The 21,824-nt window shown below is 71.1% G+C and carries 16 protein-coding genes; 10 read left to right on the top strand and 6 right to left on the bottom strand.

Translation table 11 applies throughout. The annotated features are described in order from the left end of the window. Positions 1–149 precede the first annotated feature (149 nt). From M0R80_14885 to M0R80_14870, 4 genes are all read left to right on the top strand, one after another. On the top strand, positions 150–2,396 hold the full coding sequence (locus M0R80_14885) for an SUMF1/EgtB/PvdO family nonheme iron enzyme (GenBank protein ID MCK9460921.1): 2,247 nt from the start codon (positions 150–152) through the stop codon (positions 2,394–2,396). Positions 2,397–2,412: 16 nt separating this feature from the next. Continuing rightward, positions 2,413–4,620 carry a beta-propeller domain-containing protein gene (locus tag M0R80_14880; GenBank protein MCK9460920.1) on the top strand — a complete coding sequence of 736 codons (2,208 nt, stop codon included), beginning with the start codon at positions 2,413–2,415 and terminating at the stop codon, positions 4,618–4,620. Between the two features lie 90 nt (positions 4,621–4,710). Beyond that, complete coding sequence (gene rpmB / locus M0R80_14875) at positions 4,711–4,905, top strand: 50S ribosomal protein L28 (GenBank protein MCK9460919.1); 195 nt, start codon at positions 4,711–4,713, stop codon at positions 4,903–4,905. Between the two features lie 32 nt (positions 4,906–4,937). Continuing rightward, positions 4,938–6,281, top strand: coding sequence for a replication-associated recombination protein A (locus tag M0R80_14870; protein ID MCK9460918.1), 1,344 nt, complete (start codon positions 4,938–4,940; stop codon positions 6,279–6,281). Between the two features lie 12 nt (positions 6,282–6,293). Here the strand turns inward: M0R80_14870 and M0R80_14865 are convergent, their stop codons facing one another. Further along, the gene (locus tag M0R80_14865; GenBank protein MCK9460917.1) at positions 6,294–8,006 is read right to left on the bottom strand and encodes a hypothetical protein; all 1,713 of its coding nucleotides are present in this window, start codon (positions 8,004–8,006) and stop codon (positions 6,294–6,296) included. 57 nt (positions 8,007–8,063) lie between these two features. Then, complete coding sequence (locus M0R80_14860; GenBank protein ID MCK9460916.1) at positions 8,064–9,614, bottom strand: hypothetical protein; 1,551 nt, start codon at positions 9,612–9,614, stop codon at positions 8,064–8,066. 151 nt (positions 9,615–9,765) lie between these two features. On the opposite strand from M0R80_14860, the gene M0R80_14855 reads away from it, so the two are divergent. Continuing rightward, positions 9,766–10,500, top strand: coding sequence for a hypothetical protein (locus M0R80_14855; GenBank protein MCK9460915.1), 735 nt, complete (start codon positions 9,766–9,768; stop codon positions 10,498–10,500). 9 nt (positions 10,501–10,509) lie between these two features. Here the strand turns inward: M0R80_14855 and M0R80_14850 are convergent, their stop codons facing one another. Beyond that, positions 10,510–10,947 (bottom strand): hypothetical protein, encoded by a 438-nt coding sequence (locus M0R80_14850; GenBank protein MCK9460914.1) that lies wholly within the window; start codon positions 10,945–10,947, stop codon positions 10,510–10,512. A gap of 89 nt (positions 10,948–11,036) precedes the next feature. Here M0R80_14850 and M0R80_14845 point away from each other — a divergent pair, with 89 nt between their 5' ends. From M0R80_14845 to M0R80_14825, 5 genes are read left to right on the top strand one after another with little or no spacing between them, the layout of a single operon-like run. Further along, entirely contained in the window at positions 11,037–12,725 is a 1,689-nt protein-coding gene (locus M0R80_14845; protein MCK9460913.1) for a glycosyltransferase family 39 protein, read from the top strand. Between the two features lie 48 nt (positions 12,726–12,773). Beyond that, positions 12,774–14,183 (top strand): sulfatase, encoded by a 1,410-nt coding sequence (locus M0R80_14840; GenBank protein MCK9460912.1) that lies wholly within the window; start codon positions 12,774–12,776, stop codon positions 14,181–14,183. Further along, the gene (locus M0R80_14835) at positions 14,180–15,592 is read left to right on the top strand and encodes a sulfatase-like hydrolase/transferase (GenBank protein ID MCK9460911.1); all 1,413 of its coding nucleotides are present in this window, start codon (positions 14,180–14,182) and stop codon (positions 15,590–15,592) included. The genes M0R80_14840 and M0R80_14835 overlap by 4 nt, the downstream gene beginning before the upstream one ends. Further along, a complete protein-coding gene (locus M0R80_14830; GenBank protein MCK9460910.1) occupies positions 15,589–16,701 on the top strand; it encodes a hypothetical protein in 1,113 nt (370 codons plus the stop codon). Before M0R80_14835 ends, M0R80_14830 begins: the two co-directional genes overlap by 4 nt. Next, on the top strand, positions 16,698–18,116 hold the full coding sequence (locus M0R80_14825) for a hypothetical protein (protein ID MCK9460909.1): 1,419 nt from the start codon (positions 16,698–16,700) through the stop codon (positions 18,114–18,116). The genes M0R80_14830 and M0R80_14825 overlap by 4 nt, the downstream gene beginning before the upstream one ends. Positions 18,117–18,119: 3 nt before the next feature. Here M0R80_14825 and M0R80_14820 read toward each other — a convergent pair whose 3' ends face one another. The 3 genes from M0R80_14820 to M0R80_14810 are packed head-to-tail and all read right to left on the bottom strand — an operon-like array spanning position 18,120 to position 21,823. Then, positions 18,120–18,371, bottom strand: coding sequence for an acyl carrier protein (locus tag M0R80_14820; GenBank protein ID MCK9460908.1), 252 nt, complete (start codon positions 18,369–18,371; stop codon positions 18,120–18,122). Next, positions 18,340–20,091, bottom strand: a complete 1,752-nt coding sequence (locus M0R80_14815; GenBank protein ID MCK9460907.1) for a fatty acyl-AMP ligase — start codon at positions 20,089–20,091, stop codon at positions 18,340–18,342. Before M0R80_14815 ends, M0R80_14820 begins: the two co-directional genes overlap by 32 nt. Positions 20,092–20,095: 4 nt before the next feature. Beyond that, on the bottom strand, positions 20,096–21,823 hold the full coding sequence (locus M0R80_14810) for a radical SAM protein (GenBank protein ID MCK9460906.1): 1,728 nt from the start codon (positions 21,821–21,823) through the stop codon (positions 20,096–20,098). Position 21,824 lies beyond the last annotated feature (1 nt).

The following is a 21,824-nucleotide window of genomic DNA, read 5'->3' as shown; positions in this document are numbered from 1 at the left end:
AACGACGCCATCATCCGCGCCAAGATCGACGCGGCGCGCGACGTCGTCGGCGCGGCGGCCGACGTGCTGGCCGGGGATCCCGAGCTCCTCGAGATCGACGGGCTGCTCGACACGTACCGCAACAAGTTCGAGTGACAAGGGGGCGCGCCATGAAACGCTTGATCCTCACGGCAATGATCTTCGGGTTCGCCGCCGGCTTCTGCGGGTGCCAGTGCGCCGGCCCCGACGGGAGCTACAAGGGCGAGGACTGCCTGCGGCTCGAGGAGATCGCGACCGCCGAGGTCTCTCCGGCCGGGGTCCGCACCGTGTTCCAGCTCTCCGACTGCAACGGCGCGCCGATCGCGGACCTCGCGAGCGACGAGGTGACCGTGCTCCTCGACGATCAGGACATCCAGTCCGAGGGCGACGTGGCCCCGGTGCTCACGCAGGAGGTGGACTTCAGGCTGTCGACGATGCTGCTGCTCGACCTCTCGTACTCGATTGTCGAGAATGGGAACCTGCAGCCGATGCTCGACGCGGCGAGCATCGCCGCCCACGCGCTCGTCGCGCAGGGCCACCGGGTGGCCATCTACCAGTTCGCCGGCCCGCCCTACTTCGGCGAGGTCGCGGGCTTCACCACCGAGATCGAGCCCCTCGACGCGGCGCTGTCGGCGCTCGCGACGACCGAGGGGTTCGGGACGACCGACCTCTACGGCTCCATCGTGAAGGCGATCGAGATCCTGGACGACGAGACCGTCCCGGACGTGCTCTCTTCCGAGACGCTGATCCTCTTCACCGACGGCACCGACGAGGCGATGGCCTCGACCGCGCAGGCGGCGACGGCGGCGATCGACGGGAGCGACGCCAACGTCTTCACCGTCGGGCTCGGCGGCGACGTGAACCAGGACGAGCTGCTCATGTTCGGCAAGGACGGCTTCGAATGGGCGCAGGACGCCGCGGATCTCGCCTCCGCCTTCGAGGCGATCACGCAGCACGTCTTCGACCTCGCGCACTCGTACTACCTGCTCGGGGTCTGCAGCCCGCGCGTCGGCGGGTGGCGCGAGATGACCATCGTCGTGGAGCGCGGCGTCACGCACGGCGCGCTCGACGTCGCGTACAGCGCGGACGGCTTCGACATCGTCGGCTGCGATCCCGAGGTCGTCGCCTTCCCGTGCACCGGCCGCGAGTGCGGCGTCTTCGAGGGGTTCGCCTGCGGCGAGTGCGCGGGCACCGAGGCGTGCACCGCGGAGGGGCAGTGCGCCGAGATGTGCGTCGGGGACATCGAGTGCGGTTACGTCGAGGGCGCGGACTGCGGCGACTGCTCGGATCACGGCGACGGGTTCGTCTGCGACGGCAACACCTGCGTCGAGCCGTGCGCCACCGCCGAGTGCGGCTTCGTGCTCGGCCTGGACTGCGGCGACTGCGCGGATCAGGGCGCGACCTTCGCCTGCTCCGACAACGCGTGCGTCGACGCCTGCGCAGAGGCGGAGTGCGGCGACGTCCTCGGGATCGACTGCGGCGACTGCGCGGATCAAGGCGCGGGATTCGCGTGCGACGACGGCGCCTGCGTCGAGGCGTGCGCCGCCGCCGAATGCGGCGAGATCCTCGGGATCGACTGCGGCGAGTGCGCGGACGGCCTCGCCTGCGGCACCGACCACCTGTGCGCGCCTCTGACGCTCCCGGGCGCGACCTGGATCGAGATCCCGGCCGCGACGACGACGCTCGGCTGCCTCCTGAGCCTCGATCCGTCCTGCGGCACCGAGGAGGCGCGGCACGAGGTCGTCCTGTCGCCGTTCTGGATCCTCTCGACCGAGGTCACGGTGGAGATGTACGCGGGCTGCGTCGCGGACGACGCCTGCGACCCGTCGCACGTCGCGACGGGCTCGAGCTGCAACTACGGGCTGCCGGACCGCGAGAATCACCCCGTCAACTGCATCGACTGGGACGGGATGCGCGAGTTCTGCCAGCACGTCGGCGGCGACCTCCCCACCGAGGCGCAGTGGGAGCGCGCGATGCGCGGCGACCACGACGGCGACGGCGAGGCGTACTGGATCTACCCGTGGGGCAGCTCGCCGGCGCCATCCTGCGATCGCGCCGTGATGAACGACGGCGATCCGGGCTGCGGCCTCGGCCACACCGACGCGGTGGGCACGAAGCCGTCCACCGGCGCCGGCCTCGACAACATGGCCTGCAACGTCTCGGAGTGGACGCGCGATCTCTACGGCGCCGACCTCGGCGGCTGCGCGTCGTACCCCTGCACGGACCCGGCCGGTCCTTCCGCTGGCGACGAGCGCGTCGTGCGCGGCGGCAACTGGAACGACTTCTATGCATCGGCGTTCCGCACGGCGGCGCGCGACAGCCGCGATCCGGCGTCGGCCTCGCCCGCGGTCGGCGGACGCTGCGTCATCGCGTTGTGACGCGACGGAGGAGACCATGCGCGACAGAGCACACTTCCCGATCCGGGCCGCCCTCGCTGCGACCTGCGTCCTGTGCTTCGCGAGCGGCTGCGCCGAGCGGCCCGGCGGGGCGCCCGCCGCCGAGGACACCATGGGGCACGACTTCGACACGTCCGGAACGGACGACGACACCGGGCCGAAGTGGCCGATGTCGGAGACCCCGGATCACGAGCTCGCCCGGTTCTCCGACTGCGGCCAGATGGAGGACTACATCCGGGGCGCGGCGCGGGACGCTTTGGCGGCCAGGATGATGATCCGCAAGGCGTGGGCCGAGGCGGCGCTGCCCGACGACCCGGGGCCGGACATCGACGTCGACACCGATGTCGACACCGACGCGGATTCCGACGTCGATTCGGACTCCGACACCGATTCGGATTCCGACGCCGATTCGGATGTGGACGCGGACGCCGACGCGGACGCCGACGCGGACGCCGACGCAGACGGCGATGCGGACTACACCGGCACCAACGTGCAGGAGCACGGCGTCGACGAGGCGGACCTCGTGAAGACCGATGGCGACTTCCTGTACGCTTTGAGCGCGGGTCGGCTCGTCATCGCCTCTGCCGATGGCGGCGCGATGGAGCGCCTCGGATCGCTCGCGATCGGCGGCACTCCCACCGAGCTCCTGCTGCGCGGCGACCTCGCGGTCGTCTTCTCCGAGCTCAGCGAGGCGGAGATCGATCCGGGCATCGAGCTCCCGGACGCGCCTGTCGCAGGCGGGGACTGGGCAACGCAGCCAGCGCCCGGCTACACGCGGATTGCGCTCGTGGACGTCTCGGACCGCGCCGCGCCCGCGCTGCTGCGATCCATCGACTACGCGGGCCGCTACGTGACCTCGCGCCGGGTCGACAACGCGCTCCGCGTCGTGCTGGAGAGCCCGATCGCCGCGTTCCAGCTCCCGACCTGGCCATCGCCGCTCCCGACCTCCGAGGAAGAGCTCAATCAGGCGTTCGAGGAGCTCTGGAGCGACAACGTGTCGATCATCGGCAACGCCACGCTCGAGGAGGTGCTGCCGCGCAAGCGCGACACGCTCGCCGCCTCGCCGGAGCTCGCCGAGTCCCAGGCGATCGCCCTGTGCACGGACGGCTACGGCCCGATGACGCCCGCCGGCATGGCGGTGACTTCGATCGTCAGCATCGATCTCGACTCGCCGGCCGCGCCCCAGCGCGACGTCGTCGTGTTCGGCGATCCGGGGCTCGTGTACGCCACGCAGGGGTCGCTCTACCTGACGACCGCGCGGGACTACGTCGCGATCGCGACGGCCGCCGGGCTCTGGACCGAGGAGACCTCGGGCATCCACGAGTTCGACATCGCGAGCAACCCCGGGCTCGCGCTCCACGAGGCGTCCGGTGAGGTCGCGGGGAGGATGCTGAACCAGTTCTGCCTCGGCGAGCACGAAGGCTTCCTGCGCGTCGCGACCACGACCGGCTCGACCGTCGCCGACTTCGACAACCACCTGCAGATCTTCGAGCAGATCGGCGCCGACCTCGTGGTGGTCTCTGAGCTTCACGGGATCGGCGCGGGCGAGATCTTCTACTCGGCGCGGTTCCTCGGCGATCGTGGGTTCATCGTCACGATGGCGCCCGAGGAGATCCCGGAGGAGGAGGAGGAGTGGGAGGACGAGGGAGAGGGCGAGGATCCGCTGTTCACGCTCGACCTCGCCGATCCCTACGCCCCGACCGTGGTCGGCATCTGGGAGGGGCCCGGCTGGGCGTCGTACGTCCACCCGATCGGCGAGACGCTGCTGCTCGCGGTCGGCATGGACTTCGGGCTCGTTCACGTCTCGCTCTACGACCTCGCCGACTTCTCGAGCCCGACGCTCGTAGAGCGGTTCTACCTGGGCGGCACCGAGTCGACGCCGGCGCTCTGGAACCACAAGGCGTTCACCTACGCCGCGCCGCTCGACCTGATCGCCCTGCCCGTCACCACCGGCTCGTGGCAGTCGGGCGTCCGCCTGCTCGACGTGTCCGAGACCGGGATCGAGGCGCGCGGCGATCTCCTGCTCGGCGGGGGCGAGGGCAGCGTCTCCCCGACGCTTCGCGCGCACGTCATCGGCGACGTCGCCTACGCCGTGTCGCGCTGCAGGATCACCTCGGCGCCGCTCGACGCGCCCGGCGCCGAGATCGACAGCGTCGCGCTCTACGACGGGAGCTCCTGCGACGAGGAGAACCCCTGGGGGATCTAGCCGAGGCCCTCCGACCCACATTTTCCTTGCTCCTGCGGGTACTTGGTGTTACGAACCGTCCGCTCGACTAGGTCACTCTGGAGGTCCGTCATGTCGAATCGTTGTGATATCTGCGGCAAGGGTCGAATGTCCGGCAACACGGTCAGCCACTCGAACCGGAAGGCGCGCACCGTGTCGCTGCCGAACACGCAGAAGGTGAAGGCGGTCGTGGACGGCAGGGCCGTGCGGCTCCGCGTCTGCACCCGCTGCATCCGCTCCGGCGCCGTCGAGAAGCGCACCCGCTAGCAGATCGAAGCTCTTCGATTTAGTATCCCCGCATGACCGAGGACCTCTTCTCCCGCGCCGTGGCGAACGATCGCTCGCTCACGCCGCTGGCCGACAGGATGCGCCCCCGAGAGCTCTCGGAGTTCGTCGGCCAGACGCACCTGCTCGGCGAGGGCCGGTTCCTCGAGCGCGCCATCGCGGCGGATCGCGTGCCGTCGCTCGTGCTCTGGGGCCCGCCCGGCACGGGCAAGACGACGCTCGCGCGGGTGATCGCGAACCGCACCGGCACGCGCTTCGTGCCGTTCTCCGCGGTCTCGGGATCGGTCAAGGAGGTGCGCGAGATCGTCGCCGAGGCGGCGGAGCAGCGCCGCGCGTACCGCCGGCGGACGATCCTGTTCATCGACGAGATCCACAGGTTCAACAAGGCGCAGCAGGACGTGCTCCTGCCGTGCGTCGAGCAGGGCGTCGTGACGCTGATAGGCGCGACCACGGAGAACCCGTCGTTCTCGGTGATCGCGGCGCTCCTGTCGCGGTGCAAGGTGCTGACGCTCGAGCCGCTCGCGCCGGAGGAGATCCGCAGCATCCTCGAGCGCGCCCTCGCCGACGCGGACAAGGGGCTCGGGGCGAGCGGCGTGACCGTCGAGGAGCGGGCGCTCGAGTTCATCGCCGAGGCGGCCCGCGGCGACGCGCGCTACGCGCTCTCGGCGCTCGAGATCGCGGTGCAGCACGCCCTCGGGGGCGCGTCGAAACGCGTCGACCTCGCGTGCATCGAGGAGGCGGCCCAGGCCAAGGCGCTCCTCTACGACAAGGCGGGCGAGGAGCACTACAACGTCGTCTCCGCGTTCATCAAGAGCCTGCGCGGCTCGGATCCGGACGCCGCGCTCTACTGGATGTTCCGCATGATCGAGGCGGGCGAGGATCCTCTGTTCGTGCTGCGGCGCATGATCATCTTCGCGTCCGAGGACGTCGGCAACGCGGACCCGCACGCCCTGCAGGTCGTCGTCGCCGCGGACAGCGCTTACCAGCGCGTCGGCATGCCCGAGGGCGCGTACCCGCTCGCCCAGGCGTGCACCTACCTCGCGTGCGCGCAGAAGTCGAACGCCCAGGTCGACGCGATCGCGCTGCCGCGGCGCGACATCGCGGAGCACGGGCCGCTGCCGGTCCCGGCGAAGCTTCGCAACGCGCCGACCAAGCTCATGAAGGAGATGGGCTACGGCGCGAGCTACAGGTACCCCCACGCCGAGGGCGGCTACGCGCGCGGCGAGACGTACCTGCCGGACGCGCTCGTCGGGCGGCGTTACTACGTCCCCAAGGAGAGCGGCGTCGAGGCGAAGATCGCGGCGCGGCTCAGGTGGCTGCGCGGCGAGGACGACGGCGGCGATCGGAACGACGGCTGACCGGGAGCGCGCTCAGAGCTCGGTCTTGGCGACGAAGATCCCCTGCGCGCCGTCCATCGAGGAGATCACGTCGAGCGCGGTTTCGCCCGGACCGCCCTCGTCGAAAACGATGTCGCCGGCGTAGGTGCCGGCCGCGAACACCCAGCCGAGCTCGCTGACCGCCACGGCCGTCGCGGCGTCGTCGCCCGTCGATCCGGCGGTGCGTGCCCACTCCGTCGCCCCGGCGTCGGTCAGGCACCCGAAGACGAGATCCGAACCGCCCAGGGTCGAGGTGGGCGCCTCCCAGCTCTCGTCCCCGTCGAGCACCGGATCGCAGCCCGCGAGCCCGACCTCGTTCCCGACGGAGCCGGCGAAGCAGACCCGATCGCCGCCCGTCGCGACGCCGCGCACGGCATCCAGATCCCCGCAGCGCAGCGACCGGAGCCACGCGAGGTCGCCCGCTTCGTCCCAGAGCGCGAGGAGGCCGTCCCGCGCGCCCTCGCTCTCGAGATCGAGGGCGAGATCCCCATCCTGTAGGACGTTCGTCCCGGCGAACCCGCCGCCGACGGCCGCCGCGCCGGACGGCGCGAGCGCCAGCGAGCTCGCCCAGCAGTCGCCGCCCGCGCAGCTCCAACTGGCGTCGAGCGCGTGCGCGGCGTCGAACCCGACGTGGAACCACGACCGCACGCCGTAGTTGGCGTACGACTGGTACGGCTCCGAGGAGAGCATGCGGACCGTCGCCGCGCCGTCGAACGTCCCGATGGCATCCAGCGTGCCGTCGCCCGCGGATGAGGTCCTGAACGGAGGATCCGCCGACAGCCCGCACGCCAGGGGGCCGGCCTCCAGGAGATCGCCGTCGAAACCGTAGATCGCGTAGAACGCGCAGTCGCTCCCCCACCCCGTGACCGTCGCCTCGTCGGGCTCGCCCATGGAGAGCGTCACGACCGCTCCCGCCGGGGCGCCGTAGCCGAAGTAGCCTGTGACCAGGAGCGTGTCCGCGCCGAACGGTCCGACCGCCGTTGCGAGATCCCACCCCGAGCCGCCGATCTGCCGGATCCAATCCCACTTGCCGGTGAAACCGGAGTCGGCGTCCTCGATCCGCGCGACGAACGCGTCCATCGCGCCCATCGAGGTCAGGTCGATCTCGCCGAAGAGGGACGTCTCGTTCCACTGGTCCGAGAACCCCCCCGCGACGGCGACCGAGTCGTCGGGGAGCGCGGCGGCGGACATCATGCGGCTGTTGCCCGAGGAGGGCACGGCGACGACCCAGTCGGCCGTCCCGGCCTGGTCGTAGACGATCGCGAAGCCGCAGCTGTGGCCCACGACGTTGCACAGGAACGCCCATCCCTCCGACCAATCGAAGACGACCGCCCCGTTCGAGTCGCCGGCGAGCGCGACGCCGCCGGTGGACAGCGGCGCGAGGCCGCGGACCGCGATGGGACCGAGCCCCTCGGCCTTCGTCACCCACGCAGACGGATCCGGTCCTGTGTCGGTCGTCGTCTCGGACCCCGTGTCGGTCTCGGTCTCGGTGTCGCCGTCGGTGTCCGAATCGGAATCCGTGTCCACGTCCGAATCGCTGTCCGCGTCCGAGTCCGAATCCACGTCCGAATCGACATCCGTGTCCGAATCGATGTCGGTATCGGCGTCCGGCGCCCCGGCCTCGTACGGGCCCGCCGAGCGCCAGCAGCTCGCGAGCACCACGGCGCCGAGCGCCGAGATCACCGCCGCACCGCGATGAATCGTCATGTCGCCCTCCCCGACCTAGCCGAAATCGACTTTACACCCAATTCGATCCGCAGAGGATCACTTCGGCTTCGGCCCGAACCGCGCGGTGAGCCCGAGGGAGATCATCGGGCCGAGGATGTCGACACGCGACGTGTCCTGGCCGTTCCCCTCGTGGAGATAGCCCCAGATCCCGGCGGCGCCGCCCGAGGCCGAGACGCCGATGGAGCCCGCGTCGCCGTGCCCGCGCGCCCAGAAGAACACACCCGCCTCGCTGAACCAGTAGCCGACGAGGCCGCCGCCGCCGCCGAAGAACAGGTTGACGCGCGCCGCGAGCGGGATCGTGATCTTGCCCGACGTGCCGCCGTAGTAGAAGCCCTGGGCGCCGGAGTCCTCGTCGTCGTAGTCGTCGCCAGGCGGGTCGTAGTAGAGGAGGAGGTTGTAGAGGGTGAGGTTGAGGCCGTCGCGCGCGCCGAGCCGGACGACCTGCGACAGGGCGAACGCCGCCCGCGCCCGATCCTCCCACTCGAGGGATCCGCCGCCGCCGTCCTCGGACATCTCGTACACGCCGCGGCTCACGAGCGACTCGCCGATATCGCCGTTCACGATCGCGACCCCGGCGCCCACCCCGAGCGCGAACGCGCGGCCGTCGTAGCCGAGCTCGCCGAGGATGCTGCTCGACGCCGGGTTGCCGTCGTCGGTCCAGCCGAAGCCGAGCGGCTGGAACCGCAGATCGTAGAACAGGTGCTTGCCCCACCACGCGACGGTGGCGTCGCACAGCATGCCGAACCCCTTCTCGTTGCCCACGTTGAACAGCGGCCGCACGACGACCGACACCTCGCCGATTTGGCCGAGGCGCCGCGGGTAGACCGCGCTCGGCCGGTGCCCCTCCTCCGCGGGCCGCGCGACGTCGCTGACCTCCACCCGATCGCCGCGCCAGACGCTCGCGAGCGTGACCTCCTCGCCGACCGCCTCGGCCTCGAGATCCGCGATCGTCGTCTGCGCGGTGAACGCGCCGTCGCCGCCCGCGTCCATCTCGACCGCCCGGTGCACGACGAACCTGTCCCCGGCCTGGACGCCGTCGGTCGAGCCCGCGTCGAGCTTCACCGTGCCATTGGCCCGATCCACGGCGAGGATGCGGATGGGCTCGTCGCGGGCGACCGCGGGCGCCGCGGGCTGGACCGCCGCAGCCGCCGGGGCGGTCGCAGCGGGCGGACCGGCGATCGTCGGCGTCCCCCCCGCCGCGCCCGAGGCGTCGCCCGCCGGAACGCCACCCTCGACGAGCACGGCCGCGGTCGAGTCGATGCGCATCCAGACGGCGTCGTCGATCACGACGAACCCGGTGACCCTCCCCTGCGCGACTGGGATCCGCTGCGCCACGACCGGCGCGCCCGGATCCGCGAGGTCGAGCACTGCCACACCGTCTGCGCCGAGCGCCGCGTACAGCTTCGCGCCTCGCACGAGGAGCGCGACCGGCACGCCCGGGAGCTCCACGGGCTTTTGCGTCTCCCCGCTCGCGGCGACGAGCTTCCCGTCGTCGATCCCGTACGTCCATCCGCTCTCTTGAGCTCGCGCCGAAACCCCGGCGAGCAGCGCCGCGAGGCCGGTGCAACACGCGATCCGCGTCATCATGTTCTCCCTCCCAATCGAACCCTGCCCCAAAGGAAGGTGCCGGCAAGGCGACCAACGGACGTCCGACGAATTCTCGGACAGCTCCCTGCACGGCGCAAGCGGCGTTCCGGATCCGCTTGTCGCGGCGCCTCGACCGGCCGACAATCGCTCCATGCACCCGACCCGATCGACCGTGATCCTGGGCGTCGCGCTCGCCGCGTCGCTGGCCGTGAACGCGATCGCCCTGTGGCCGACGGAGAAGCCCGCTGCCCGAAGAGGTCCGCCGCCGTCGCGCGCGGTCGAGGCGCCGAAGGCGAAGCCCAGCGCGAGCCCCGCCGAGGAGCTCCGCAAGTGCGAGGATCGCCTCAAGGCCCGGCAGGCCAAGGACGCCCTGCGATCGCTGGCCGAAGCGTTGCGGGTCTCGCGCGACGGAGCGTCCGGCAAGGCGCGCGGAAAGGACGATCTGGACGACCTCCGTTGCCGCATCGCCGAGCAGCAGATGCGTGACCGCTGGCGCGAGAAGAAGAAGGAGACGCTCGCCGACGTTCGCAAGAGCCTCTCGAACGCCGAGGAGCAGGAGCGCAACGCGGCGAGCGAGGCGCGGCGGTTCGCCGACAGCCTGGATTCGAGCGCCGCCGACCGGGAGCGCCTCGCCGAGCGTTACCGCCCGGTGCGGATCGCGCGCATGGCCGAGATCGCCGCCGCGATCGGCGCCGAGCCGGTCGACTACGGCGCGGCGACCGAGGCGGTGAAGGGCCTGTGGGTGGACGAGGACCGGCTGATCGGCGAGATCTACGGCGCGGCGGCGGCAGAGCGGTTCGCGGCCGACGCCGACGAGGGCCGGCTGACGGTGCTGTCGATCATCTCCGCGATGAGCGGCGGGCCGCTGCCCGACAGCGTGTTCTGAGCCGCGGGGTCACCCGCCGTAGGACGCGGCGATCGCCTCGCGCAGGCGGAACTCCGGCGCGATCATCTGGACCACCTCCGCGCCGCCCGGCAGGCCGAGCTCCTCGAGCTCCTCGGCCGCGAGCGGGGAGGCCACCGCGACGTACACCACGCCGCCTGCGATCCGGAGCGGCAGGATCCCGCGGGCGCTCGCCGCCGCCTTCGGGACGAGGCGCAGCGCTTCGGGGGACACCACGGCCGCGGCGACGTTGATGCACGGGAGGTGGGTCCGCTTCGACAGGAACACGGCGAGGCTCGGCTCCGAGAGGTAGCCGAGCCTGACGAGCGCGGAGCCCAGCCTGTCGCCCATGCGCCGCTGCTCGGAGAGCGCGTGCAGGAGCTGTTGCTGGTTGATGAGGCAAGCGGCGAGGAGCATCTCGCCGATCCTCTCCTGCGGCACCGCCTTCATGCGCCCTCCTCGCGCTACCCTCACCACCTCAGTGCGCAGGAAGCCTTCGGGGGGAGAGAAAAATGGTTCCGGCGTGCTATCATCCGCGGATGACCGAGACGGATCGCGATCCTGCGCGGCGCGGGGGCGGCCTCGCGGCGGCGCTCCAGCGGCACGCGGCCCTGATCGTCTGCGGCGCCGTGCTCCTCGGGCTCGCCGTCCGCCTCCTCCACTTCGTCGAGATCGAGGCGAACGACCCGTACTTCTACTTCCCGTCCGTGGACCCGCGCACCTACCACGAGTGGGCGACCCGGATCGCGGGCGGCGAATGGATCGGGAAGGACGTGTTCTTCCTCTCGCCGCTCTACCCGTACGCGCTCGCCGTCCTCTACGAGATCACCGGCCCGAGCCTCTTCGCGGCGCGGCTCGTCGGGCTCATCGGCGGCGCCGGGTGCTGCGCGCTCGTCTACCTGCTCGGCAAGCGGACGCTCGGCGCTGCGACCGGGGCGATCGCGGCCTTCGCCTGGGCGCTGTACGCGCCGGCGATCTTCTACGACGGCGATCTATTGGTCACCGCGATCCAGACGCCGCTCAACCTGCTGCTCGCGCTCGCCGTCGTCCGCGCCTCCTCGCGCCGCACCGCCGCGAGCTGGGCCGTCGCGGGGGCGCTCCTCGGCATCTCGGCGCTCGCGCGTCCGAACGTGCTCCTGCTCGGGGCGATCCTCGTGCCGTGGATCGCGCTCTCGCTTTGGGGCCGCCTCCCCCGGGCGCGGATCCTGCTCGCCGCGGCGGCGTTCGTCCTCTCGACCGCGGCGCTCGTCCTGCCGGCGACGATCCGCAACTACGCCGTCGGCGACGACGTCGTGCTCGTGAGCGCCCAGGGCGGCGCGAACTTCTACATCGGCAACGGCCCCGGCGCGACCGGCGTGTTCCGCGTGCCCCGCGAGTTCCCGCCCACGCGCGCCGACGATCCCGAGCAGCAGCGGGCCGCGTACGAGCGGGTGGCCGAGGCGGAGTCGGGACGGGAGCTCAAGCCCTCGGAGATCTCCTTTTTCTGGTGGCGCCGGACGTGGTCGCACGTCGCGGATCGCCCCGGCGCGTGGCTGCGCGTCCTCGGGGTGAAGCTCGGGCTGTTCTTCAACGAGTACGAGCCCGGATCGAGCGGGGACATCGAGACCTCCCGCGCCTTCTCCCGGGTGCTGCGCGCCCCGCTCCTCTCCTTCGCGATCGTCTCCCCGCTCGCGCTGCTCGGCATGCTGCTCGCGTGGCGCCGGCGCCGTGAGGCTTTCGCGCTGTACGCCGTCGTCGCGACCTACGCCGCGTCGCTCGTCCTCTACTTCGTCCTCTCCCACTACAGGATGCCGGTCGTGCCGTTCCTCGTGATTTTCGCCGCGTACGCCGTCGTCTGGATCCTCGAGCGGGTCCGCGACCGCAAGCCCGCGGCTCTCGCGTTGGCGGCCGCCGGGATCGCCCTCGCGGTCGTCGCGACGCAACCGGATCTCGTGGACGAGACCGGCGACAGGTTCATCGCGCACTACAACCTGGGCAACAAGTACCGGCAGCTCGAGCGGCCCGAAGAGGCGATCGCCGAGTACGAGCGGTCGATCGCGCTCAACCCGGACTACATCTCTTCGCAGCACAACCTCGCGCTCGTAGCCGAGCGGACGCCCGGCCGCCGCGAGCGCGCGATCGCCGCGTGGAGGCGGGTGCTCGAGCTCGGGATGGAATACCGCGACGCGGCGTACGTCGAGCGGGCGAAGCGCCACCTCGAACGGCTCGAGGCGACAAGCGCGCCGTAGGTCGGCCCGGCGTTCCGTGGTAGGATCCGGACCCGAGAGCGACACGCCGTGAAGAAGAGAACGATCATCGCCTGCGCCCTCGTGGCGGCCTTCGTCGTCTCCGCGGCGACCTGCCTGTGGTTCGAGGGAACGTGGGCCGGCGCGGGCGACCGGGCGGGGGTCGATCTCCTGAACGACGGCGGCTGCGAGGGGTGCAACGTCCTCCTGATCACGTTCGAGACGCTGCGCGCCGATCGCCTGAAGTGCCAGGGCTACGCCGCGGATCCGGCGCCCGCCCTCTGCGCGTTCGGGGAGACGGCGCTCCTGTTCGAAAACGCGTATACGCCGGCGCCGGTCACCACCCCCACCCTGCAGGCGATCCTCACCGGGAGCCTGCCGTCCAATGAGGACCTCCTGGAGCTCATCGCGCACAACGACGCGTCGCCCACCCTCGCCGCCACGCTTCGAAAGAAGGGCTACGCGACCGCCGCGATCACGGACCACAAGGGGCTCGGAGATCTCAAACGCCAGCGGCCGAAGACGGCGACGATCATCCGCGACTTCGACGAGGTGGAGAACTTCGGACAGGGGCGGACCGGAAAGACGTCCGCCAAGGCTGCGGCCGCGGTCGAGCGCTGGCTCGGCGACCACCACAAGGAGCGGTTCTTCCTTTGGACACACCTCTTCGATCCTCACTTCAACTGGGTGCCCGCGGACGAGACGGCCCGGCCGTTCGGCTTCGACCCCGGCACCTGCGGCCGCGTCGTGAAGGGGTTCGACATCGAGGAGATCCACCGCATCCAGAAGGAGCTCTCGCCGCGGGAGCTCGAGTGCCTCGAGGCGCTGTGGCTCGGCGAGGTGCTCGAGACCGATCGTCTCGTGGGGAGCATCCTGCGCCGCCTCGACGAGCTGGGGCTCGCGGGGCGCACGATCGTCGTCGTCGCCGGCGACCACGGCGAGGAGTTCATGGAACGCGGCAACGTCGGCCACGAGCTCACGGTGTTCAACGAGCTCCTGCGCGTCCCGTTCATGGTCCGCAACCCCGCATCGAAAGCGGCCGGCCGTCGCGCCAATCCGATCTCGACGCTCGCGATCCACGACTACCTGGCCGCCGCGGTGGACGGCCGCAACCCCTCGGCGCTGCCGCCCGTGGTGAGCCGCACCTTCCACTACTACGGCGAGGATCAGCTCGACCCGCGGGAGTTCCGAGCCCCGCCCAACGACTTCAGCCTGGTTCGCGGGAGTCTGAAGATCGTCCTCACTCCCCGCGAGGGGAAGCGCGCCCTGTACGATCTCGCGGCGGATCCGGGCGAGCGGAGGAACCTCTGGGACGAGCGTGCGGAGGGAACCGCCCTGTCCGCCGAGCTCGAGGCGTGGACGCGCGACCGGCGCTCGACCGCCGATCCCGCCACGACGGACGCCGTGCGCTCCTACCTCGAGACGGTCGACCGGCTCAAGGCGCTGGGGTACACGAGATGAGCAAACGGCGCCGGGCCATCCTCGCGCTCCTGGCCCTCATCGCGGCGGCCGGGATCGCGGCGGCGATCCTCCTCGCGCTCGGTCCGCAGAGAAGGCCCAACGTGCTCCTCATCTCCATCGACACCCTTCGGGCCGATCACCTCGGGTGCTACGGATACGGCGTGAGCACGTCCCCGAACGTCGACGCCTTCGCCCGGCGATCAATCCTCTTCGAGACGACCGTGGCCGCCGCGCCGTCCACGGAGCCGTCCCACGCGGCGATCTTCACCTCGCTCCTCCCCACACACCACGGCGCGCTCTTCGCGAGGCGATCGAAGCTCGACGATCGCTTCACGACCCTCGCCGAGCTCCTGAAGCACGAAGGCTACAGGACGATGTCCGTGAATGACGGCGGCCAGATGGACGCCGGCTGGGGGCTCGCCCAGGGGTTCGACGCGTACACGAGCCTGCCGGGCCTGTCGAAGCTGGCGAAGTTCTCGAAGACCGTCGCCACCGCGTTGCGGTGGCTCGACTCGGAGGAGGCGGAGTCGCCCTGGTTCGTGTTCCTGCACACGTACGAGCCGCACTCCCCCTACGATCCGGGCGAGGCCTACTACGAGGCGATCGGGCACGACTACGGCGGCCCGCTGCCGGACGTCATCGACGTGCCGCTGCTCGAGCGGATCAACTCCGGCGCGCTCGTTCTCGGCGACGCGGACAAGCGGCACGTGGTGGCCGCCTACGACGGCGACATCCGATCGACGGACGCGGCGTTCGGCGAGCTGCTCGCCGCCCTCGAGCGCCGGGATCTCCTGGACGAAACCATCATCATCTTCACGTCCGATCATGGCGAGGAGCTCGGCGAGCACGGCATGATGGGTTGGCACTCTCACGCCCTGTGGGACGAGCAGCTCCTCGTGCCGCTGCTCGTCGGGCTGCCGGACGGCCGCTTCGCGGGGAAGCGGATCCGAAGCCAGGTGCGCGGAATCGACATCCTGCCGACAGTACTCGATCTCGTCGGCACGACGCCCCTGCCCGAGGCAGAGGGCCGTTCGCTCCTGCCGCTCGTGCGAGGTGAGCCCGACGTCGAGCGGCCGGCGGTGAGCGAGCGGGACGTCCTCGACGCGGTCGTCCCGACGTCGCTCCGGATCGGGGGGCGGAAGATGATCCTGCCCAGCGCGGGCGCGCCGCCGCTCCTGTTCGATCTCGCCGCGGATCCGAGCGAGAAGAAGGACCTGTGCCAGGGCGACGCCGAGAAGGCGGCCGGCCTCCGGATGCACCTCGACACGCTCCTCGCGGCCCGCCCCGGCGCAGGGAACGGGACGCCCATCGACGTGGACGCGCAGGTGCTCAAGACGCTTGAGGAGCTCGGCTATCTCGCCCGCAAAGAGGATCGGACCGACGCCGAGATCGACGGCGGGATCCGATGACGCGCCTCGTCCGCAGCGCCTTCTTCTGGTTCGCTGCCCTCCTCACGCTCGGGGAGCTCGCAGCGTGGCGGACCCTGCCGTACCGGCTCGTGCCGACCGCGGACGTCGCGATCCGCAACCCCCTGAAGCACCGCGGCTGGCCCGAGTACCTCGACGCGTCCGAAGGCGGCCGGCCGCTCGTGGTGCTGATCTCCAACTCCCAGGGTGTGGGCGCCGAGGTCGACGATCCTCACAAGATCTACGCCGCCGCCCTTCGGCGCCACCTCTCCGCCAAGGGATACGCCTTCGAAAACTGGTCCATGGGCGGCCTGCGCACGACCGAGGTCGAGCTCCTCACCCTCGAGGCCGCCCGGCGCCGGGCGGTCCAAGTGCTCATGATCCTGACCGTCAACAACTTCGATCCGCCAGCGCGGGTGGACCTGAAGTTCCCGTTCTCAGATCTCACGCTCGTCGCCGGCTCCCCGGCCCACTGGACGCGCCTCTCGGGCACCCGGTTCATGGCGCGTAGCTCGTTCGAGGATCTCGCGGTCGCGTTCGTCGAGCTGTCGTCGAGCCTCGCGCGCAGCCGGCTCGCGGTCACCGATCTCGTGGCAGCCCGCGTCCCGCTCAACGCGCAGCCGCTGATCGTCGGCCGCGAGGTGCGCCCCGGGCCGCGGCTCGACGGCCTGCGCGATCCGGACGTCTCCATGTACTTCCCGTCCAGAGATCTCACCGAGCAGGAGCTAGGGCGGCGCCGCGGGGCTCGGAGAGGCAAGGTGCAGGAGTGGGTCGCTGATCAGGCCGACCTGCGCCTCGAAACGTTCCGCGCCGTGTACCCCGGCATCCGCGCCCGCCTCGCCGAGAGCGGGACGAGCCTCACCTGGGTGTGGAACCCGATCGCCCCGAGCGCGGCCGCCGGCGACGCGCTCGCCGCGCGGGACAGGTTCATCGAGGCCGCCACCACGCTCATCGAGGACAGCGGCGCGACCTGCCACGACATGACCGGCGTGATCGAGCCCGAACACTTCGAGACCTTGGGCCACTTCGACGAGGACGGCCACCGCGAGTTCGCGCAGGTTCTCCTCCCAGTCGTGGACGCGGCGCTCCGGGGAGGCGGGCGCGCGCCATGAGCTTCGCCAGCGTCACCTTCGTCGTATTCCTCGCGACGGTCCTCGTCCTGCACCGCGCGCTGCCGTGGCGCGCCGGCCGGATCATGCTGCTCGTCGCGTCGTACATCTTCTACGGCGCCGGAAACCCGTGGCACTGCCTCCTCCTGCTCACGTCGACGACGATCAACTTCGCCGCCGCGCGGCGGATCGACGCCCTCCCGGACGGCCGCGCCCGGAAGGCGATCCTGATAGTCGCGCTCGTCGCGACCCTCGGCCTGCTCGCGGTGTTCAAGTACGGCGCGTTCGCCGCCGGGAGCGCGAACACGATCCTCGGTGCGCTCGGCCTCCCTCTGCTCCCTGCGCCCGAATGGGCGCTGCCGATCGGCATCTCGTTCTTCACGTTCCAGGCGCTCGCCTACACGCTCGATGTCTACTTCGGGAAGGCGCGCTCCACCCGGAGCTTCGCGGAGCTCGCCCTGTACGTCTCGTTCTTCCCGCAGCTCGTGGCCGGGCCCATCGAGCGGTTCTCGAAGCTCGCCCCCCAGCTGCGCGAGAAGCGGCTGGCGGGACCGGGCGACATGGAGGCGGGGTTCCAGCGGATACTATGGGGGCTCACCAAGAAGGTCGTGTTTGCGGACCGGCTCGGGCTGTTTGTCGATCACGTTTACGGCGCCCCGACCGAGGCGGCGGCGGCGGCTCTCGTCGTCGCGACCGCGTGCTTTGCTCTCCAGGTCTACATGGACTTCAGCGCCTACTGCGACATCGCGATCGGCGCGGCGAGGATGATGGGGATCTCACTGACCGAGAACTTCCGGTGGCCCATGCTCGCCCGTAACCCGGTCGACTTCTGGGCGCGCTGGCACGTCACGCTCGGCACGTGGTTCCGCGACTACGTCTTCACCGCGCTCGTGGGCAGACGCCGCCCCGGCACCGCGCGCCGGCTCGCGAACCTCGTCGTCGTCATGGTGCTCGTCGGACTGTGGCACGGTCCCGCGTGGCACTTCGTGGCGTTCGGCCTCGCCGCGGGGCTCTCCATCGCTGCGTACGAGGGGATCTATCTCTTCACGGGGCGCTCGCGGGCGAAGCCGCTGTTCGGCGGGGGGCTCCTCGCCTCGGTCTCGGCGGTTCTGCTCATGCACTTGCTCGGCTTCGGCCTCGCGCTGCTGTTCCGTTCCCCGTCGCTCGCCGATGCGGCGACGATCGCGAGCGGTGTCGCGCGAGGCGGCTGGAGCTTCAACGGGCTGACGGCGGGATACGCGGCCGGCGCCGCGGCGATCTGGATCGCGTGCGTCGCGCGGGGAGCTTTCCACGAGCGGGGACGCCGGGATCTCTCCATGCCGGCGCCGCTCCGCGCCCTCCTCTGGCTGGCGCTCCTGCTCGCGATCCTCTACGGCGCGGTCGACACGCACCAGCAGTTCATCTACTTTCAGTTCTGATCCTCAGCGCTCCGCCAGGTGCTCCGCGAGCGCGTCGATGGTGGGATGATCCCACAGGGCCGTGGGCGCGACGCGCCGTCCGAGCCACTCCTGCAGCTCGCCCGAGATCACAACCGCCTCCGTCGAGTCCACCCCGAGGCGCGTCACCGGCTGATCTGCCGGCACCTCCTCGGGCATCATACCGAGACGAACGGCCACGCGGGCCTTGAGCCACACCCTGACCTCAGCCGCGGTCTTCGCTCCCGTCGCGCTCATCTCGCTCACCTCCTCCCGCTGCGAGCGTCCCCTCCAGGTACATCCTGCGGCACGCGCGCCTCATCACCTTGCCGCTCGTCGTCCGCGGCAATCGCCCCGGCCCGAGGAGCACCGCGTTGTGCAGCCGAACGCCGTGCACCCCGGCCAGCGCCTCCCGTATGGCGCCCATCACCTCCGCGCGGTCCACGCCGCGCAGCATGGACTTGCGGATCTCGCAGGCCGCGATCAGCACCTCCCGATCGTCCGCGTCCACGGAAAACGCCGCGCACCCGTTCTCACGGAGCGCCGGATGGCAGCCCTCGATCGACTGCTCGAGATCCTGGGCGTGGTGGTTGCTCCCGTCCAGGATCACGACGTCCTTCGAACGCCCGCAAACGAAGAGGGCCCCCCCCCGCGTGAACCCGAGATCGCCGGTGCGCAGGTATCGCCCCCCGTCACCGCAGGTCGCCTCGAAGATCTCGCGGCTCTCGTCCGGGCGGTTCCAGTATCCCGACGCCACGCTCGGTCCCGAGAGCCAGATCTCGCCGACCTCCATCTCCCCGAGCGAGCGGCCCGAAACCGGATCGACGATCCGCGACGCGCTGTCGGCGCGCACGCGACCGCTCGACACGAGACCGACCGCCGGCTCTGGCTCGCCGTCTGCCACCTCGATGATCCGGTTGTCGAGGAGCGCTGCGCGGCTCGCGCGGCACACATCCGGCGCCGATCCCTCGGGCCCGCCTGCGGCGAAGAGCGTCGCCTCCGCGAGCCCGTAGCACGGAAAGAACTGCCGTATGTCGAACCCGCACCCGGCGAACGCGGCGGCGAACCGCTCCATGGTACCGAGCCGCACCGGCTCCGCGCCGTTGCCCGCCCACCGCCACGCACCGAGATCGAGCCCGGCCTTCTGCTCCGCGGACACGCGCTCGACGCACAGGTCGTAGGCGAAGTTGGGCGAGAGGGAGTAGGTCGCGCGGTACGCACTCAACGCCGCGAGCCACGACGCCGGCTGCTGGAGAAAGTCGTGGGACGGCATGAGCGTCGACGCGACGCCGAAGTAGGCGGGCATGACCACGTGACCGAGGAGCCCCATGTCGTGGAACAGCGGCAGCCACGCGAGCGGCGCGAGATCCTCGACCGCGAAGCCGAACCCCGCGCTGAGCGCAAGGCAGTTCGCCACCATGTTGTCGTGGGTGATCGCCACGCCACGCGGCAAAGCCGTGGAGCCCGACGTGTACTGCAGGAGCGCCGCGCCCCCGCCCGCGATCCGCGGCGGGCAGAACGCCCCGGGACCGGCGCCACCGGGATCGTCGACATCCATCCAGCGCAGATCGTCGAAGCCGCCCATCGACGCAACGCGCTTCCGGGAGACCTCCCCGACGCGCGCGTGGGTCAGCACGACCGAGGGGTGGCAGTCGGCAAGGAGCGCGTGCAGGCGCCCGTTCTCCCGCCGCGGCGAGGGCGGGAGCGCCGGCACGGGGATCAGGCCGGCGTAAAGGCTCCCAAAGAAGGCGCGCACGAACGCCTCCTCGGACGTGCAGACGATTGCGGCCCTGTCGCCGGGGCGCGCCGAGTCGAGGAGCTCCGCTCCGATCCGCCGGGCTTCCAGGTCGAGCGCGCCGAAGGAGAGTTCCTTCACCTCGGCGCCGTGCTCGGTGAGGAAACGGAACGCGACCGCATCCGGCCGGACCTGCGCCCATCGCCGCACCGCATCGACCACCGTCCTCGGCCCCGCGCTCATCCTCTCACCCTCCCCCCGGCTGGGCACTCCGCGCGGCTAGGATCTCCGTCCATCGCGGGATCTCACCCGTCACTCGCGGGTCCTCGACGAGCGCGTGCAGCGCCGCGAACCTCGTCTGGATCTCGGCGTCGTCGACTCGGCCGAGGAACCCCTTCACGAGATCGATGCGCCGCACGAACCCCTCGTCGCGGCGGGCCGAGCCCCACCACGACGGGGCGTCCTCTCCGCCGTGATAGTAAGGCGTCCGGGCGATCCGCCCGAACACCCTCGGCGCGACCACGTCGACCACGTCACGAGCGCTCATCGTGGCGTGAGACCAGGACGTGCCACGGCCCTCGAGCCCGTGCCGCCTCCGGAAGCGCGGCGTGTCGGCCACCGTGCCGGGGTAGAGCTCGAACGGGAACAGCTCGTAGAACGCGTAGCCCCGATCACCGCGCGGGGCGCCGTCGATGAAGGCGGCGGTCGCCTCGAGCGTCTCTTCGTCCTCGCCCGGAAAGCCGATGATGAAGCAGAGATCGATCCGCGCCCCTGCGCCGACGAGCACCCCGAGGTTGCGTTGAGCGGCGTCGAGGTCGAGTCTCTTGCCCATGCGCGCGAGTTGGGCCGGGTGGCCGCTCTCGATGCCCGTTAGCCCGAACCGCATCCCGGCACGGACCGCGGCGGCCCCGTCGGCCTCGGACAGGCGATCGGCCTTGAAGAAGCCGCCCCAAACGATATCGAGGCCTGCGCCCTCGATCCCGGCGACGAGCCCGGCGGCTCCCCCCGGCGGGGCGAAGATGTCGTCGTCGACGAAATCGAAAAACGAACGGCCCCGGCCCACCGCGAGCCGCATCTCCTCGATCACGGACGAGACGCGCCGCGCGACGAACCGCCGATGGAGCGTCCTGAAGTCGCAGAACGCACACCGCCCTTCGCAGCCGACCGCCGTGCGGATCGGGATCGCGGCCGGGAGCTCGTCGATAAGGTCCCAGCGCGTGATCTCGCCGTCGAGATCGACGGGCTCCAGGGCGCGACCGGTGAGACGCCAGCCGCGCGACCCGTCGCGCAGCACGAGGTTCGGGATCTCCGCCAGCCCACGCCGACCATCCGGCCGCGCGAGCTGGGACAGCACCGCGAGCGCGGTGTGCTCGCCGTGGGGCGACGCGACGAAAATGCAGCTGTCGAGCGCGGGATCACGGCCTTCGCGAAACAGGACCTGCGCATGGACGTCCACGCAGAACCCGCGAAGCGCCTCGGCCCGCCGGCCGTCGCCGGCACGCGCGAGCTGCTTCGCCTGCTTGTGAACGAACGGCCCGCCCACGAGGATCGGTATGGTGCCCACTTCCCGCCGCAACTCGGCGAGGCACCGCTCGAGGACGCCCGCGTCCGTGACGAAGGTGGTCGAGAACAGCACAGCGAGGGGATCTGCACGCAGCGCGCGACGGAGCGGGTCGGCGTCGTCCCAGTCGACGATCACGAGGGCCCGGTACTCCCGCAGCTTGAGGAAGCTCTCAAGATAGTACGCGGCCATGGGCCCGGCCCGGCGAAGCCCTCGGGCGAGGGGCGGCGCCGAGATCGGCGAGTTAACCATCGCGTCGAGGTTCGCGAGCGACGCGGGCACGCCGCGGCGCGTCATGAGCTGGAGCTTCGCCTCCAGGGAGTCGCCGCCGAATCGGGCCAGGCTCGTGAAGGCCGGCGCGACGACCACGACCGCCCTGCCCTGCCCCTGCGCGGAGTTGCCACCCGGCCCCATG

Source organism: Pseudomonadota bacterium, assembly GCA_023229365.1.
Taxonomy (GTDB): Bacteria; Myxococcota_A; Polyangia; order JAAYKL01; family JAAYKL01; genus JALNZK01.
The sequence above is the reverse complement of the archived record's forward strand: the minus strand, read 5'-3'. Positions and strand labels throughout refer to the sequence as shown.

What these genes read in the sequence shown, in the direction of transcription:
- M0R80_14835 (MCK9460911.1), top strand. Translation starts at nt 14,180, where the DNA reads ATGAGCAAACGGCGCCGGGCCATCCTCGCGCTCCTGGCCCTCATCGCG.
- M0R80_14850 (MCK9460914.1), bottom strand. Translation starts at nt 10,947, where the DNA reads ATGAAGGCGGTGCCGCAGGAGAGGATCGGCGAGATGCTCCTCGCCGCT.
- M0R80_14815 (MCK9460907.1), bottom strand. Translation starts at nt 20,091, where the DNA reads ATGAGCGCGGGGCCGAGGACGGTGGTCGATGCGGTGCGGCGATGGGCG.
- M0R80_14880 (MCK9460920.1), top strand. Translation starts at nt 2,413, where the DNA reads ATGCGCGACAGAGCACACTTCCCGATCCGGGCCGCCCTCGCTGCGACC.
- M0R80_14845 (MCK9460913.1), top strand. Translation starts at nt 11,037, where the DNA reads ATGACCGAGACGGATCGCGATCCTGCGCGGCGCGGGGGCGGCCTCGCG.
- M0R80_14885 (MCK9460921.1), top strand. Translation starts at nt 150, where the DNA reads ATGAAACGCTTGATCCTCACGGCAATGATCTTCGGGTTCGCCGCCGGC.
- M0R80_14825 (MCK9460909.1), top strand. Translation starts at nt 16,698, where the DNA reads ATGAGCTTCGCCAGCGTCACCTTCGTCGTATTCCTCGCGACGGTCCTC.
- M0R80_14865 (MCK9460917.1), bottom strand. Translation starts at nt 8,006, where the DNA reads ATGACGATTCATCGCGGTGCGGCGGTGATCTCGGCGCTCGGCGCCGTG.
- M0R80_14820 (MCK9460908.1), bottom strand. Translation starts at nt 18,371, where the DNA reads ATGAGCGCGACGGGAGCGAAGACCGCGGCTGAGGTCAGGGTGTGGCTC.
- M0R80_14830 (MCK9460910.1), top strand. Translation starts at nt 15,589, where the DNA reads ATGACGCGCCTCGTCCGCAGCGCCTTCTTCTGGTTCGCTGCCCTCCTC.
- M0R80_14855 (MCK9460915.1), top strand. Translation starts at nt 9,766, where the DNA reads ATGCACCCGACCCGATCGACCGTGATCCTGGGCGTCGCGCTCGCCGCG.
- M0R80_14860 (MCK9460916.1), bottom strand. Translation starts at nt 9,614, where the DNA reads ATGATGACGCGGATCGCGTGTTGCACCGGCCTCGCGGCGCTGCTCGCC.
- rpmB (MCK9460919.1), top strand. Translation starts at nt 4,711, where the DNA reads ATGTCGAATCGTTGTGATATCTGCGGCAAGGGTCGAATGTCCGGCAAC.
- M0R80_14870 (MCK9460918.1), top strand. Translation starts at nt 4,938, where the DNA reads ATGACCGAGGACCTCTTCTCCCGCGCCGTGGCGAACGATCGCTCGCTC.
- M0R80_14810 (MCK9460906.1), bottom strand. Translation starts at nt 21,823, where the DNA reads ATGGGGCCGGGTGGCAACTCCGCGCAGGGGCAGGGCAGGGCGGTCGTG.